Source organism: Streptomyces flavofungini (assembly GCF_030388665.1).
Taxonomy (GTDB): domain Bacteria; phylum Actinomycetota; class Actinomycetes; order Streptomycetales; family Streptomycetaceae; genus Streptomyces; species Streptomyces flavofungini_A.
Genome location: NZ_CP128846.1, coordinates 251,372 through 266,105 on the forward strand (window position 1 = coordinate 251,372; position 14,734 = coordinate 266,105).

Annotated in this window: 14 protein-coding genes and 1 pseudogene; 7 read left to right on the plus strand and 8 right to left on the minus strand. The window is 72.3% G+C overall.

The genetic code is table 11. The annotated features are described in order from the left end of the window. Window positions 1–83: 83 nt before the first annotated feature. Both QUY26_RS01150 and QUY26_RS01155 read right to left on the minus strand, forming a co-directional pair. Window positions 84–1,157, minus strand: a complete 1,074-nt coding sequence (locus QUY26_RS01150; protein ID WP_289943215.1) for a GlxA family transcriptional regulator — start codon at window positions 1,155–1,157, stop codon at window positions 84–86. Continuing rightward, window positions 1,145–1,762, minus strand: coding sequence for an HD domain-containing protein (locus tag QUY26_RS01155; protein ID WP_289955365.1), 618 nt, complete (start codon window positions 1,760–1,762; stop codon window positions 1,145–1,147). The genes QUY26_RS01150 and QUY26_RS01155 overlap by 13 nt, the downstream gene beginning before the upstream one ends. Before the next feature lie 249 nt (window positions 1,763–2,011). Here QUY26_RS01155 and QUY26_RS01160 point away from each other — a divergent pair, with 249 nt between their 5' ends. Next, window positions 2,012–2,737 carry an SIR2 family NAD-dependent protein deacylase gene (locus QUY26_RS01160; RefSeq protein ID WP_289943216.1) on the plus strand — a complete coding sequence of 242 codons (726 nt, stop codon included), beginning with the start codon at window positions 2,012–2,014 and terminating at the stop codon, window positions 2,735–2,737. Between the two features lie 209 nt (window positions 2,738–2,946). Here QUY26_RS01160 and QUY26_RS01165 read toward each other — a convergent pair. Continuing rightward, a pseudogene (locus QUY26_RS01165) lies at window positions 2,947–3,393 on the minus strand (GNAT family N-acetyltransferase); the annotation flags it as partial. A gap of 189 nt (window positions 3,394–3,582) precedes the next feature. On the opposite strand from QUY26_RS01165, the gene QUY26_RS01170 reads away from it, so the two are divergent. From QUY26_RS01170 to QUY26_RS01180, 3 genes are all read left to right on the plus strand, one after another. Beyond that, a complete protein-coding gene (locus tag QUY26_RS01170) occupies window positions 3,583–3,903 on the plus strand; it encodes a hypothetical protein (protein ID WP_289943217.1) in 321 nt (106 codons plus the stop codon). A gap of 173 nt (window positions 3,904–4,076) precedes the next feature. Beyond that, complete coding sequence (locus QUY26_RS01175; RefSeq protein WP_289943218.1) at window positions 4,077–4,604, plus strand: hypothetical protein; 528 nt, start codon at window positions 4,077–4,079, stop codon at window positions 4,602–4,604. A 240-nt stretch (window positions 4,605–4,844) separates the two neighbouring features. Next, on the plus strand, window positions 4,845–5,033 hold the full coding sequence (locus tag QUY26_RS01180) for a DUF4236 domain-containing protein (protein WP_289943219.1): 189 nt from the start codon (window positions 4,845–4,847) through the stop codon (window positions 5,031–5,033). 54 nt (window positions 5,034–5,087) lie between these two features. On the opposite strand, the gene QUY26_RS01185 is transcribed toward QUY26_RS01180, so the two are convergent. Further along, complete coding sequence (locus tag QUY26_RS01185) at window positions 5,088–6,587, minus strand: glycoside hydrolase family 5 protein (RefSeq protein ID WP_436840242.1); 1,500 nt, start codon at window positions 6,585–6,587, stop codon at window positions 5,088–5,090. A gap of 288 nt (window positions 6,588–6,875) precedes the next feature. Between QUY26_RS01185 and QUY26_RS01190 the strand changes: the two genes are divergently transcribed. Continuing rightward, window positions 6,876–7,610: an alpha/beta hydrolase gene (locus QUY26_RS01190; RefSeq protein ID WP_289943220.1), complete on the plus strand. Its 735-nt coding sequence runs from the start codon at window positions 6,876–6,878 to the stop codon at window positions 7,608–7,610. Between the two features lie 259 nt (window positions 7,611–7,869). Here the strand turns inward: QUY26_RS01190 and QUY26_RS01195 are convergent, their stop codons facing one another. Both QUY26_RS01195 and QUY26_RS01200 read right to left on the minus strand, forming a co-directional pair. Further along, entirely contained in the window at window positions 7,870–8,670 is an 801-nt protein-coding gene (locus tag QUY26_RS01195) for an inositol monophosphatase family protein (protein WP_289943221.1), read from the minus strand. Window positions 8,671–8,712: 42 nt separating this feature from the next. Further along, on the minus strand, window positions 8,713–9,396 hold the full coding sequence (locus tag QUY26_RS01200) for a TetR/AcrR family transcriptional regulator (RefSeq protein ID WP_289943222.1): 684 nt from the start codon (window positions 9,394–9,396) through the stop codon (window positions 8,713–8,715). 94 nt (window positions 9,397–9,490) lie between these two features. On the opposite strand from QUY26_RS01200, the gene QUY26_RS01205 reads away from it, so the two are divergent. Beyond that, a complete protein-coding gene (locus QUY26_RS01205) occupies window positions 9,491–10,207 on the plus strand; it encodes an NAD(P)-dependent oxidoreductase (protein WP_289943223.1) in 717 nt (238 codons plus the stop codon). Between the two features lie 27 nt (window positions 10,208–10,234). Here the strand turns inward: QUY26_RS01205 and QUY26_RS01210 are convergent, their stop codons facing one another. Next, window positions 10,235–10,702, minus strand: coding sequence for an NUDIX domain-containing protein (locus tag QUY26_RS01210; RefSeq protein WP_289955369.1), 468 nt, complete (start codon window positions 10,700–10,702; stop codon window positions 10,235–10,237). Window positions 10,703–10,870: 168 nt separating this feature from the next. Here QUY26_RS01210 and thpR point away from each other — a divergent pair, with 168 nt between their 5' ends. Continuing rightward, window positions 10,871–11,515 carry an RNA 2',3'-cyclic phosphodiesterase gene (gene thpR, locus QUY26_RS01215; RefSeq protein WP_289955371.1) on the plus strand — a complete coding sequence of 215 codons (645 nt, stop codon included), beginning with the start codon at window positions 10,871–10,873 and terminating at the stop codon, window positions 11,513–11,515. Window positions 11,516–11,594: 79 nt separating this feature from the next. On the opposite strand, the gene QUY26_RS01220 is transcribed toward thpR, so the two are convergent. After that, window positions 11,595–14,642 carry a family 16 glycoside hydrolase gene (locus QUY26_RS01220; protein ID WP_289943224.1) on the minus strand — a complete coding sequence of 1,016 codons (3,048 nt, stop codon included), beginning with the start codon at window positions 14,640–14,642 and terminating at the stop codon, window positions 11,595–11,597. Between the last annotated feature and the right edge of the window lie 92 nt (window positions 14,643–14,734).

Genomic DNA, 14,734 nt, shown 5'->3' on the forward strand with positions numbered 1-14,734 from the left:
CCCCGCATACCCGCCGATCGCCTTGTCGCACCCCTTCCGGGGAGAACTTCTGTTCGTGGGAGCGCTCCGACCGCTCCCCGCCCTCAAGGGACGTGAGCACCGACCGCTTCCGCGGTGGTGCGGAACCGGGCCCGGTACGCGGTCGGCGCGACCCCCAAGTGCTGTTGGAACACCCGGCGCAGCGACTCCGACGAGCCGAACCCGGCGCGCCGCGCGACCTCTTCGACGGTGTCGGGGCCCGCCTCCAGGAGGGCCCGGGCCGCTTCGAGGCGTACGGCTTCGACGTACTGCCCGGGCGTCATGCCGGTCTCGGCGCGGAACAGGCGGCCCAGGTGCCTGGCGCTCACTCCCGCCTGCCGGGCCAGCGAGTCGAGGCTGTGGTCGGCCGTGGGGTCGGCGGTGACGGTGTCCATGACGCGGCGCACGACCGTCCCCTTGGAGGGCTCCGGCGCGAGCCTCTTGCTGAACTGCGACTGGCCGCCGGGCCGGGCCATGAAGACGACGAGTTGGCGGGCGACGTCGCGGGCGAGGTGCGCGCCGTGGTCGTCCTCGACCAGGGCGAGGGCCAGGTCGATGCCCGCCGTCACCCCGGCCGAGGTCACGACGGGCCCGTCCCGCACGAACAGCGGGTCCGCCGCGACCCGCACCCGCGGGTAGGCGGTGGCCAGCTCCCGGGCCAGCTCCCAGTGCGTGGCGGCGCGTCGGCCGTCCAGGAGCCCCGCCTCGGCCAGGACGAACGCCCCCGCGCACACGGAGGTGACCCGTGGGGCGAGGGCGGCGAGCGCCGCGGTCAGGCCGACGAGGTCGGTGTCGGCGACCGCGCGTCGCCAGTCGCGGCGGCCGGGGACGACCAGCGTGTCGATGCGGCGCGGCAGTTCGGCCGGGGTGGTGTCGACACCGACGCGCACCCCCGATGACGTCCATGCGTCGTGTCCGGTCGTGGACACGACGCGCAGGTCGTAGCGGGCGCCGTAGGAGTTGGCCGTGGTGAAGACCTCGGCCGGGCCGCTCACGTCGAGGAGCTGCACGCCGTCGAAGGCAACGAGGACGACGACGTGCCGCCTCCCCTTTCCGGCCGTACGGGTGCTCCCGGCCGTACGGGTGCTCCCCGTGCTTCCGGCGCTCTCGGCCCTCCCCTCGCGGGCTACTCCGCCCACGGCGAGTCCAGGACGGTGCGGACGAAGTCGCCCCGCTCGAACCCGGGGACGTAGGCATCGAGGACATCCGCCTTGACGTTGCCGAAGGTCGTCTCGGGCTTGGGGCGGATGCCTTCCGTGAACGCGTGGAGGATGCGCCGCTTGAAGTCCGGGCGGGGGTGCAGGGCCACGATCGCTTCGCGGTCGGCTGCGGGGATGTCGTCGTAGCCGATGCCGAGCACGTCGTACTCGACCCCCGCCGTCACGAGGGCGACCTCCGGTTCCATGAACTCGGGGATGCCGGGCGTCGTGTGCAGCGCGATGGCCGTCCACACCCGGCGGACGCTGTCCTCGGGCAGCCCGTGGCTCCGCAGGAACCGCTTCGCCTCCTCGGCGCCGTCCACCTCGAACCGCCGGCCGCTTCGGCGCGATCCTTCGCCGAGCCCCACGTCGTGGAACATCGCGCCGACGTACAGCAGCTCGGGGTCGAAGCTCAGGCCGCGGTTGCGGCCCTGCGCCGCGCCGAAGAAGTACACCCGGCGCGAGTGGTGGTAGATCAGCTCACCGGTGGTGTCACGGATCAGCTCGGTGGCCTCCCGTGCCACCCTCGTGTCGGGCACCCTCACGTCCACGCCGCTCCCCTCACCCAGTCACTCAGCGTCCTCGCTTCCACACCCATGTCTCCGCCCGCCTCTCCGTACGGCCCTCTGCGTGTCTTCCTGCACCTCAAGGATCACGTGGGCAACAGGGCGGCGCCATGGCGGTCAGGACAGGTGTCCCACAGATCAGGACATCGCACCGGGGCGCCGGAGCGCCGCGCCTCCCCACGCGAATCCCATGGCCCGCACCGGCACCCCCCGCCTAGGCTCGACGCCATGACCAATCCCCTCGTCGCCCTCCTCAGCGGAGCCGGCATCTCCACGGACTCCGGCATCCCGGACTACCGCGGGCCGAACGGCCTGTGGCGGCGCGACCCCGACGCCGAGAAGCTCGTGACGTACGAGTACTACATGGGCGATCCGGAGATCAGGCGCCGCTCGTGGCAGATGCGGCGCGCGAACCGGACGCTCCAGGCGGAGCCCAACGCCGCGCACCACGCCGTGACGGCGCTGGAGCGCTCCGGGGTGCCGGTGCGCGTCATCACCCAGAACGTGGACGGCTTGCACCAGCTCGCCGGGATGCCGGACCGCAAGGTCCTTGAGCTGCACGGCACCGCCCGCACGGTGATGTGCACGGAGTGCGGGGCGCGCGGTCCGATGACGGAGGCACTGGCCCGCGTCGAGGCGGGCGAGAGCGACCCGGCGTGCCTGGAGTGCGGCGGCATCCTCAAATCGGCGACGGTGATGTTCGGCGAGCGTCTCGATCCGGCGGTCCTCGGCGAGGCCGTGGCCATCGCGGAGGCCTGTGACGTGTTCATCGCGGTCGGCACCACCCTCCAGGTGCAGCCCGCCGCGGCCCTCGCGGGCCGCGCCGCCGAGCACGGCGCCCGCCTGATCATCGTCAACGCCGAGCCCACTCCGTACGACGACCGGGCCGACGAGGTCGTACGCGAACCGATCGGGACGGCGCTGCCCGCACTCCTGGGCCGGATCGCCGACTAGGGCCGCTTCTTGACGTACTCGGCCGTGGCAGGCCTCCCGCCCATCGACGTCGCCCTCTCGAGCACGGCCTCCGCATGGCTCTCGGGAACGGATGTCTCGACCTTCAGCCGTGTCATGCCCGGACCCTGGCAACTCACCCGACCAGCGCTTCCACGCAGCCGCCCGCGCCACGCCTCATCGCCCAGCACACGGTCGGCTGCCGCCTGTCGACTGATCACGAACCGCAACTCCGGCCGTTCCCAGGCGACCTTCGGCGGCGACGGAGCGACCGTGCCCACCCTCTCGGCGCCCAGGCGTCGGTAGAACGGCTCCGCCGGAGGATGCGAGACCACGCGCACGTCACCGAGTCCGGCGTTCCCCGCCTGCTCGGTCATGTGCGCGACCAGGAGGCGGCCGACGCCCATCCCCTGAGCCTCGTCCGCCACGAACATCAGGTCCAGCTCCGGGGGTTCGAGCACCAGGGCGTACAACCCGAGCACCCGCCCGCTCTCGTCCCCGGCCACGAAGACCTGGTGCCGGGCGATGTAGTCGGGGGTGACCCGGTAGTCGGCGGTCATCGAGGCGTACTGCCCCCGATAGGCCTCAGCTCCTCGCACCAGCGCCGTGAGGCGCTCTGCGTCCTGCCTGACAGCACGTCTGATCATCGTCGCTCGCATCCGGGAAGTATAGGGGTGACCCCGCCTTGGGGGTATTACCAAACCCCTCCGCCCTGCCCCAGGACCGCAGGCCGGACTCAGCACGCACACAGCTCAACACCAGTCCCACAGACCGGGATTGCGCACAGGTGTGGCATGGTGGATCAACTAACGATTCGGATGTCCGAACGTCCGCGTAGGGGGACCTTCATGCGCTTTCGTACCGCCGCGGCCTCTGCCGCACTCGTCCTGTGCGCCACGGCTGGTGCGGCGGCCTGTTCCTCCTCGTCGGATGCCGCGGACTCCAGCCGGCCCGCTAACCCCTCCGGATCCGACAAGTCCGTCGTCGACGACGTGCAGGGGCGGATCGAGACGGGCAAGCGTCAGGCGGGCGCGCCGGAGGCGGAGGGGCGGGACTCCACGGAGTGCGCGACCTCCGCCGCCGAGATCCCGCAGAAGTGCGCCCTCGACGTGTCGTTCTCCGAGAGCACCGACGGCGCGCCGGCGGCCGGGGAGCCTGACGCGCGGTGAGGCCGGCGCCGCAGGTCAGACCGTCGCGACCGTAGGCGTCCCGGCGCGAGTGCGCGCCTTGTCACGCGCCGGAAGCCCCTTCCCCCGCATACGCAGATCCATTAACCTCACATCCCGTTCACAATTGAAACAGTGGCCCCGGATCAGGGGTCAGGGGGCGGGGGTAGTGGATCATGCGTGCCAACTGGCGTGTGAAATGGAGTGTTCTCGCTGGCGCGTCGGCACTCGCGGTCTCGGCCGTCACGGTGACGCCCGCACTCGCGGAGGAGCCGCCAGGAGGCCTGCAGGAAGTGCAGATGCCCATGGACGTGGAGATCCTCGAAGGCATCGCCCCGGCGCCCGAGACGCCGGTGCCGTTCATGGACGGAGCGCCCAAGGCCGCTGCCGCGTCCGGCGCGTGCCTCGGATCGACCGCCGTCTACGGCGCGCGGGGCTGCTTCGAGCACAGCGGCGACATCGTCTGGGCCCGCGACACGGAGAAGGACGGCATGTCCGCGGCCGTCGGAATCTACACCGACTACGGCCGTCCCGCCGCGGTCTGCGTCAACAGGCTCGGCGTGAACACGTGGGCGACGTGCGACAAGGACTACCGCGAGGACGGGAAGGTCCGGCTGCGGGTCATGCGCTACGACAGCGGCAACGGCAAGTTCTACCAGCCCGAGACGTGGTCCGGCTGGATTCCGGTCGACGGCCGGTACTGACCGGCCTCGACCGGGCCGCCCAGGCTTGACCGGGCCGACCAGCACGGTCGAGGCCGCGGCAGGCCGGAGAGTCCCCGGCCCACCTCGGCCGTTGACATGTGGGGGCATTGTCACGGCCTGGCTACGGGATCGGTCGGCAGGCGCTCGGGACGGGGGCCGTGCGCGAGGGTGTGCGGGACGGGGTATGCACCGGGCGGGGGTCAACTCCCCGGCCGGTCATGGGAGTTCGAGGAGTCGACCATGTCCATCACGTTCCGCAAGTCGTTCCGGGTCCTGCCGGGTGTCCACCTGCACATCAACGGCCGCAAGTGGTCGATCACGCTGGGCGGGAGGCGCGGGCACCACACCATCAGCTCCGACGGACGGCGTTCGTCGTCGCTGCGCCTGCCGGGCTCGATCCTCGTCCGGCGCGACCACCACCGCCACTGAGCGCGGACACCGCCGCCCGGGGGCAGGTGTCACCACCGGGGAGGGCGGGCCGCCTCAGCATCGACCACCACAGCCCGGCCGTACCGTCACGACCACGTCGGTACCGCCGGGCGCCCGCACCCACACCCGACGCGCAGGCCCGGGCGGCACGCTCCGCGCACCGGCCCACGCCTTGTGGCCCGACACGGTGATCCGCCAGCCGGTGGCGCTCGGCGGCAGGGACAGCACGCTGGTACCCGGCCGCTTCGCCGCCCGGTAGGCGAGGCGATACGTGCCGCGTTCCGCGTCGTGGCCCTCGGCCCGCACGGCGCCCGCAACCGCGGGGGCGTACGGCGTGGCGGTGCGCTCCTTGTTGGTACGGAAGCGTCCGTCGCCGTCGAGGGCGCAGTAGCCGCCGCCGTAGCACCACACGTAGGCCGCCCACCCCGACGAGTAGCGGGTGAACGAGGCGAGCGCGTCGTCGTGGAAGCGGCGCATGTTCGGCAGGCCGCTGTTCAGCGGGCCCCACTCCCCCACGACGACCGGGATCCTCTGCTCGCGGGGGTAGGCGGTGACGGCGTTCTCGTACGCCGCGATCCAGCCCCCGGCCGGGTCGTAGTCGGCGCCCGCCTCCATGGCGGCGTTGTAGAAGTGCGGCGCGTACACGACCCGTTGGTCCCGGATGCGGCCGAGGCCGGTGGGCACGCCCTCGCCGACGATGGGGGTCGGCTCGACGAACAGCCAGTTGGTGCGGTCCCGGGTGCGGATCGCGTCGGCGAGGCGGTTGTACATCGGGGTGAGGTGCACGGCCTCGATGCGGCGGGCGGCGGTCGCCAGGTCCTCGCCCGCGCGCAGCTCCCCCATCGGCTCGTTGATCAAGTCGTAGCCGATGACGGCGGGGTGGGCGGCGAAGCGGTCGGCCAGCAGGCGCCACATGCGTTCCTGGGCACGCCTCAGGTCCGCGTCCTGGTAGAGGTGGGTGAAGGCGCGCTGGACGGCGGGTTCGAAGTACTCGGCGAACCAGTCGTCGGGGTGCGGCGTGAAGGGCAGTCCGTCGGTGCGGGTCGCCCACTCCGGGATGCCGCGATGGCCGAAAGCGGGCCCGAACACGTCCTGGTGGGCGTCGATGACGACGTGGATCCCGTGCCGGTGCGCCCAGTTGAGGACCCGTCGGATCTTGCGCAGGTACGACTCGCTGTACTGGCCGCGCCGCGGCTCCAGGTCGTCCCAGAAGACCAGCAGACGGGCGAAGTTGAAGCCGCCTGCGCGCAGGTCCGCGAAGTGCTTCTCGGTGATGGCGCTGAGGGCGTCCTCACCGGTGTGCTGCTTGTCCTCGACGTTCCAGCCGCGGAGGGTGAGGGTGCGGCCCCGGTCGTCGGTGAGGCGGGGGATGCCGTCGGCGGAGGGGGCGGCGGACGTGAGAGCCGTGCTGCGCGAGGCGGCCGGTGCCGTGCCCGCGCCGAGCAGCGCGCTGACGAGCAGCAGCACGACCAGGGCCACCGGACCCGGGCGGTGCGTGCGGCGCCCGCCCTCGCCGCGCGGACTCTCTCCCAGGACGCACGAGCGTTCACCCATGGCGCACGAGCCTACGTCGCGCACCTCGGTATCGGACCGCCTCGATCCAGCCGGTCGTGCGTAAAGGATGTGGCCGGCGGGCGACGGCTCCGGTCGGCCACGGACTCGCCGCCGAAAACCCGTTGGCCGGCCAGGGTGGCCACTGCTAGGTTTCCGGCGGCCGTGCGAGAGAACGAGGAGGTGGTACCCGTGAACGCTGTATCGACATGGGTGCTCCCCTCCGGGGTCACGGTCGGGCGGTAGGTCGTCCGGGAGCGCCGTTCACGCGCACTCCCGAAAGGCACGACCATGCACGTCACTTCCGAACGGCTCCTCGACGACGGCGTCGTCGAGCGCGAGTTCACCCTCGGCGAGCTCCCCGGCATCCTGTGGACCCCCGCGTCCGCGTCCGCACCGGTGCCGCTGATCCTGCTCGGCCCTCCTCCCCTCGGGCTGCGCGAGGTGTACCCCCGGCTGGCGGCCCGGGCCCGGCGCTCCGCGGCCGACGGCTTCGCCACGGCCACCATCGAGCTCCCCGGGCGCGGCGACCGGCCCCGCCTGCCCGCCACCGAGCAGGCCCTCGCCGACCTGCGCGGGGCGATGGCGGCCGGTGAGCCGGTCGGCGACGAGATCATCGACGCCCTCATCCTCCCCCTGGTCGACAAGGCGGTCCCGGAGTGGCAGGCCGCCCTCGACGCCCTCCTGGCACTGCCCGAGATCGGCGGTCCGGTCGGGTACTCGGGAGGCGTGATCTCCATCGGGACCCGGCTCGCGGTGGTCGAGCCGCGCGTCTCGGCCGCCGTCCTGTTCGCCGGGAGTTTCATCCCTCGCGCCGTCCTCGAGGAGGCCCGCCGGGTCACCATCCCGCTGCACGTCCTGCTGCAGTGGGACGACGAAGGGAACGACCGGCAGGCGGCCCTGGACCTCTTCGACGCCTTCGGCTCCCCGGAGAAGACCCTGCACGCCAACATGGGCGGGCACACCGGCGTCCCGCAGTTCGCGGGGGACGCCGCGGCCCAGTTCCTCACCCGGCATCTGACGTGAGGCCGGGCCGCCTGAGGGGCAGCAGGCGGTAGCGCGGCTGACATCGGCGGCGGGCACACCGCTCGTCGTGGACCGGCTCCCCGGCCTTCCTCGACGAGCGGCACACGGCGGTCCCAGGACCGCTCCGACCGCCCCGGCTGCGGCAGAGCCCGCGCCCGGCCGAACCCGCGCCCCGCGTCAGCGCCCGCGCGCCGCTGCGGGCGAACCGCTCAGGGCGAACCCCTCACGGCGAAGGCGCAGCCGGAACGCGGCGTCCGCTTCAGCCGCGGATCATCGACATCAGCAGCCCATGGGTCTCGGCGTCCGCCGCCGCCACGAGGCCCCGGCCGCCCCGCCCGACCGGGGCGCCGTCGACCCCGGTGACCACGCAGCCCGCGGCCCGGCACAGCGCGATGCCCGCGGCGAAGTGCACGCTGCCCGACAGGTCGCCGCCGTCGGTGACGTACGCGGCCCGCTTGCCGGCGGCGACCCAGGCCAGCGCCAGCGTCGTGGACACGACCCGGGGCCGGAACCGCCCGCCGAAGTCGGGGTGGGCCAGCAGGTCGACGGCCCGGAACCCGGGCGCGCTCGGGAACGGCGGGTCCAGGTTGACGTCCACCAGCCGGGTGGCGGACGTCGGCGCCAACGGGGTGTCGACGCCGTCCTGCCGCACCCAGGCGGACGTGCCGTCGGTGCGGAACACCTCGGCGCTGAAGGGGTCGGCGACCGCCGCCGCCCCGTCGCGCAGCGCCACGTTGACGGCCACGAGCAGGTTGCCGACGGCGTAGTTCAGGGTGCCGCACAGGGGATCCACGAGCCACCGGCGCTCGACGTCGTCGCCGCCGTGCTGCCCGCCCTCCTCGCCGAGCACCGCGTCATCGGGCCGGGCGGCGCGGATGACGTCGAGGATCGCCTGCTCCGCCGCCACGTCGGCGGCGGTGGCGAAGTCCCCGGCGCCCTTGTCGATCCGGGCGAGCCGCTGCCCGTAGAGGGTGCGCACCACGTCCGCACCGGCGCTCGCCGCGGCTGTCGCGACCTCGATATCGGCGGAACTCGCCGCATCCGCACATGAGTTGATCATGCAGCGCAGACTACCCGCGCGCCCCGGCCGGCCCCCAGGGCCCTACGTTCTCGCGCTCTCGTCCGGCTGCAAGGCGTCGAGGATGAGGGTGAGACCGAAGGTGAACTCGTCGGCGTGGTCGTATCCGGGATCGAGGGCGTGCTCCGTGGCGAGCTCGGCGAGGTGGGGGTAGGCGTCGGCGGGCATGGCGTCGAGGATCGCGCCCGCGACCTCGCCCAGTTCCGCCGAGCCGCTGAACGGCAGGCTCAACTCCTGGATCACGAAGCCGTACAGGTAGCTGTCGATCAGTGAGAAGGCGTGCGCCGTCATCGCGACGGAGAACCCTCCGGCACGCAGGGCGCCGATGACGGCGTCGTGGTGCCGCAGGGTCGCCGGTCCCGGCCGGGAGCGGGAGTCCAGCAGGGGCACGGCCCAGGGGTGGCGCCGCAGCACGGTGCGGGCGGAGACCGCGCGGTGGCGCATGGCGCTCTTCCAGTCCGTGTCGCGCGGCGGCAGGTCGATCTCGCCGAACACGGCGTCGACCATGCCGTCGAGGACGTCCTCCCGGCCCGCGACGTGGTGGTAGAGCGACATCGCCTCGACGCCCAGCGGTTCGGCGATGGCCCGCATGGTGAGCGCGGCGGAGCCCTTCGCGTCCGCGATCGCCACCGCCGCGCCGATCACCCGCTCACGGCTCAGCGGGGTGCGCGCCGTGGTCCTGCGCCGTCTTTTGCCCGCCTCCGGCATCCGTACCTCCCGCGTCGCTCCCCTTGACCGCCTTACAGCATAAGGCTAGCTTGCCTTACACCATAAGGTACGCATTTCGGCGAAGGGTCGCGCCATGGGTACGGATCGCATGAAGAAGGTCTGCGTCATCGGGGCTTCGGGGAAGCTCGGCCAGTACATGGTCCGGCACGCGCTGGAGCGCGGGTACGAGGTGGTCGGCGTGTGCCGGGAGCGCAGCGTGCCGAAGCTGGCGGCGTTCGAAGGGCGGATGACCGTCGTCCCCGGGCCCACGGACGACCCGGAGGTGATCCGGTCGGCGGTCGACGGATGCGACGGGGTGCTGACGGTCCTCGTGCCCTGGGGGGTGCGGCAGTACGCGTCGGGGACGGCCCAGGCGGTCCTCGACCACGCGCGGCCGGGTGCGCGCCTCGTCTTCTCGTGCGGCTGGCACATCACGCGCGACGGCCAGGACCGGTACTCACGGATGTTCCTCCTGGGCGTCCGGGTCGCCGCCCTCCTCGGCAGGCTCGTCCGCGCCGTCGAGATCGACGACCAAGTGGAGGCGTGCCGCCGGGTGTTCGCCAGCGACACCCGATGGACCGTGGTGCGCGGCAGCACTCTCAAGGAGGGCGAGAGCCAGGGCCTGCCCGTGTGGAGCCGCCATGTCGGCGACCCGATCCTGGCCAGCGACCTGACGCACCGGGTGGACTTCGCGCTGTTCATGGTCGAGGCGCTCACCGACGACACGCTCGTCCAGGAGGCCCCGGCGATCGTCGGCCGTCTCACACCCAGCGCCCTCGCCCACGCCGGGGACGCGAGCGAGCGCGCCTAGCCGGGGCCTCCTGGACGCGCGTGTCCCTCAGCCTCCCGACAGCCCCGCCAGTCTCTCCAGGAACACCCGCTGCCCCGCCACGAGCTTGTCGGCCGCCCGGTCCAAGGGGAACCAGGCCACCCGGTCCAGCTCCGGGAACTCCTCGACACGGCCCGAACCGCGCGGCCACTCCATCCGGAACGTGCCCGGGACCACCGCATCGGGGTCCAGGTCGGCCTCGACGGCCCAGACGGTCACGGTCTTGCCGCCCGCCTGCCGCACCTCGCCCAACGGCTGGTAGGGCCCGTCGGGGGCGGGCAGGCCGAGTTCCTCCTCGAACTCGCGCGCCGCCGCGGCCAACGGCTCCTCCTCGTCGCCGTACTCCCCCTTGGGAATCGACCAGGCCGCCTCGTCACGACGGGCCCAGAACGGTCCGCCCATGTGGCCGATGAGCACCTCGGCCGCGGGGCCCGTGCGGCGGTGGAGGAGCAGTCCGGCGCTGCGGCGGCCGGTCATGACGGCGTGGGGCATGAGGGCTGCATGACATCGGACCCTACGCCCGCGTCGGCGCCGGAGCGCGTCGGACGCGGTGAGGCGTGGCGGGAAGCGGTGGGGCGCGGCCGCCGTACGCCTCGGGGCGGGGCCGACGACCTGCGCGGCATCCGGGTGCGGTACGAACTCCCTGTGAACGAAGAGATCCGACCCGAGACCGTCCGCGCGTTCATCGCGCTCGCCCCGCCCGACGACGCGAAACAGGAACTGGCCCGGGAGCTCGCCCCCGCCTACCGCGCGCATCCGCGGATGCGCTGGAACCGCATCGAGGACTGGCACATCACCCTGGCGTTCCTCGGCGAGGTCCCGCACACGGCGGTCGCGGCGCTGCGCCCGCCGCTCGCGGCCCTTGCGGCCGCCCACCGCCCGCTCACCCTGGCGCTGCTCGGGGGCGGGCACTTCGACGAGCGGGTGCTGTGGAGCGGTGTCGACGGCGACCTCGACGAGCTGGGTCACCTCGCCACCAAGGTGCGCGCGGTGGTCAAGGAGTGCGGAATCAGCTTCGCGGACCGGCCGTTGCGCCCCCATCTGACCCTGGCCCGGGCACGCCGCGACACGCCCTCGTGCGCGGTCGCGGCCGCCGCCGGACTGAGCGGCTTCACCGGCCGCCCCTGGCAGGCCGAGCGCCTGCACCTGGTCGCCAGCAACTTCGGTCGCGGCCCGGGCCCCATCCGCTACCGCGATGTCGACGCCTGGCGCTTCGGCGGCGAGGGGCATCGACCCGGCCAGGGCGAGGGACACCGGTCCACTCGCGGCGAGCGTCATCAGCCCGGTTAGCGAGCCCGGTCACCGATGGGCCTGTGACGGCCGGCTCGGCAACCGGGCTCGCTCCTGGGGCCCGCGTCGACCGCGAGGCCTACAGCGGCTGGATCGAGATGTTCCGGTACCGCACCGCGTTCGCGTGGTCCTGGAGCCGTACGGCACCCGCCGTCGGGCCCTCTGGATCCCCCGCTCCCGTCGGCCCGTCGATCGCCACGTCGTCGTGGACCTTGACGCCGTTCCACACGAGCGTCACGCGGGCGTCCTGCGTCTTCTTGCCGCTGTCGTCGTAGCGGGCGGCGCGGAAGGTGATGTCGTACGTCTGCCAGGTCCCCGGAGGCTTGGCCGCGTTGGTGTCGGGGGCCTTCTTCTTGTAGATCGCACCGGCCTCGTCGTCGGCCGGGGAGTCGTCGCCGTAGGAGTCCAGGATCTGGATCTCGTAGCGCTCCTGGAGGTACACGCCGCTGTTCGCGCGGTCCTGGCCGGTCACGTCCGGTGGGAGCTTCGGCAGCCAGAACTCGACGTGCAGTTCGTAGTCCTGGAACGCCTGCTTGGTGCGGATGTCTCCGCAGCAGACCTCCATCGCGCCGTCCCCGACGAGCGGCCACTGCGGGGTGCGGCCGTCGGTGTGCTGCCAGGGCGAGCGGTCGACGCCGTCGAAGAGTGTGGCCTTGGCGCCTTGGGGATGGACGGCGAGCAGGTCGAGGTTCACATGGCCGGTGTCGCCCTCGTCATGGCGGTACGTGATGGTGTTGGCGCCCGCCCGCAGCTTCAGGCGTTCGGTCCGCGTGGACCACTTGTCCCAGGTGCCGGTGGAGAGGAGCTTCGTCTGCCGCACCTTCTCGCCGTTGACGTGGACGCTCAGGGTCTTCGTCCCTGCCTGCGGATAGGGGCCGTTGGCGTACCGCAGGCCGACGTCGTAGGTGCCCGCCTTCTTCGTCCGGACGTCGAAGGTGGTGCTCGCGCCCTTGGTGCCGTAGCCGTCGACGAATCCGCTGCCGGAGTACGCGGCGTGGTTGTCGTTGGTGCGGGCCCCGCCGTCGAGCCGCGCCTCCTCTGCCTCGTACAGCGTCTGCGGGGCGGGCTTGACTCCGGGGATGCGGTTCAGGGTGTACCACGCCTCGGTGCTCCACAGGCTCGTGCCGCCTTCGGCGGTGAAGGGGCGGGGCGAGCGCACATGGACGACGCGGTCGGCCTTCAGGCCCGGGATCTCCAGGGTGACCTTCTTGCGGTCGGACGAGAGCGTCGCCGAACGCACCGGCAGGGTCTCCTCGTCCACCTTGGGTCCGCCGTAGGCCGCCGTCGGGACGTAGCGCCACTGCGTGACCTGGTAGCGGGCGGCGAGCTTCGCGGCCGTCGCCTCGGAGACCGGCTTGGTGTACTCCATCTCGAAACCGGTCCGCGTGGCCCGCATGGCCTTGATGTCGAAGGCGTCGTCGCCCTGGGGCGTCAGCTTCTGCAGGCCGTGCTTCAGCTTGCCGGGCTGGCCCCAGTTGCCGCCGGCTCCCAGACCACCGGCGTACAGGGCGCCGTCAGGCCCCGTGCTGAGCCGGTTGACTCCGGCCTCCAGGCCCTGCGTGAAGCGGAAGACCGCGCCCTGGTACTCGCCGCCGACCTTCTCCAGGGACGCCCGCTGCACCCCGCCGTACGTCACGTCGCCGAACAGCAACTGCCCTGCGAAGGTGCCCTCCTTCAGGAGGACCGGTGTGCTCGGCGAGTTGCCGATCTCGTTCTGCGGCAGCCACAGCACGGGACGGGTGACGGGCTTGTCGTCGAACGGCCCGTCGGGGTTGGTGTGGTGGTTGAAGAAGCGGCCCTGCTTGACGTGCAGGAGTTTCGACGAGGGCAGCCAGCCGCCCTGGTTGTCGGTGGCGAACAGCTCGCCCTCGGGTCCCCAGCCGATGCCGTTGGGCGTGCGCAGGCCGCCCGCGACGTAGGAGACCTCGCCGGTCGCGCGGTTGACCTTGATGGTGGTGCCGCGGTTCTTCGCGGGCTGCGGGTCCGTCGTGGCGCCGCCGAGGTTGATCGCGACGGACAGGTTCAGATAGAAGAAGCCGTCCCGGTAGAGCAGGCCGAAGGCGAACTCGTGGAAGTTCTTGCCGAACGGCCAGGTGGCGACGGTCTCGTACGCGTCGGTGACGTCGTCGCCGTTGTCGTCCTTCAGCCGGGTCAGCTCGTGCTTCTGGGAGACGTACAGCGAGCCGTCGACGTACTTGAGGCCCATCGGTTCCTTCAGGCCCTCGGCGACCTTCTTGGTGGTCACCTTCTCGGGGCCGGTGCTCCCGGTGACGTTGTCGAGGAGGTAGACCTCGCCCTTGGTGTTGTCGGTGCCGCCCCAGGTGGCCACGGCGAGGCGGCCGTCGGGCAGCCAGTCCATCGCGGAGACCTGCGGCTCGAACCCCTTCGGCCTGAGGTCGGTGAGCCGGTAGTCGGGGTGGACGCCGTCCAGCGGGAGGCCGTCGCCCGGCGTCTCCGTGGAGCCCGCGCACTCCTTGCGGCCCGGCGCGGTGACGCGCACGACGCCCTTGTCGGTGCTCAGGACCGAGTTCGGCACGACGGCGAAGTCACCGGCGCCCGGCGGCTTCCAGGCGAGCGTGACCTGCTGCTCCCCGCCTGCCTCGAAGTGCTCGATGAACAGCGCGTGGTATCCGGCCGTCAGCTCGACCGTGCCTTCCTTGGGGCTCGGCCCGTGCTGGCCGTCGTGGTCGATGACCCGCTTGTTGTCGATCAGCAACCGGGAGCCGTCGTCGCTGGTGAGACGGAAGGTGTAGGTGCCGTCCTGCGGGACGTCGAGGTTGGCGATGGTGTGCGAGACGAAGTTGTCGGCGAGGCCGCCGAAGTCCGCGGCCTCCTTCCAGTCGACGACCGGCTTCAGCTCGTCGACGTTCGGGGTCTGCCCGGGCTTGAGCTCGCACAGCTTGTTCAAGGGCCGCTGCATGTCGTAGACGCGCTGGGTGACCCCCGGCTCCTGCGGCGGGAGTTCGACGAAGGGGCTCGGATCGTCGGCGGCGGAGACGGTCGCCGGGGCGGGGGCCGCCCAGGCCGCTCCGGTGGCGCCCGTGGCCCCGGTGACCCCGGCGAGGAGGGATCCGACGGCCCATAAGCTCAAGCGGGTACGGAATCTTCGGTACGACCGTGCGCTCATTGCTGCTCCCGGCAGGTGATGAGGCGAAGGGACCTGGCGTTCCTGCCACCGCGACGCGCACGGTGTGGCGTCCGGCGCCACAGGGGCTCCGG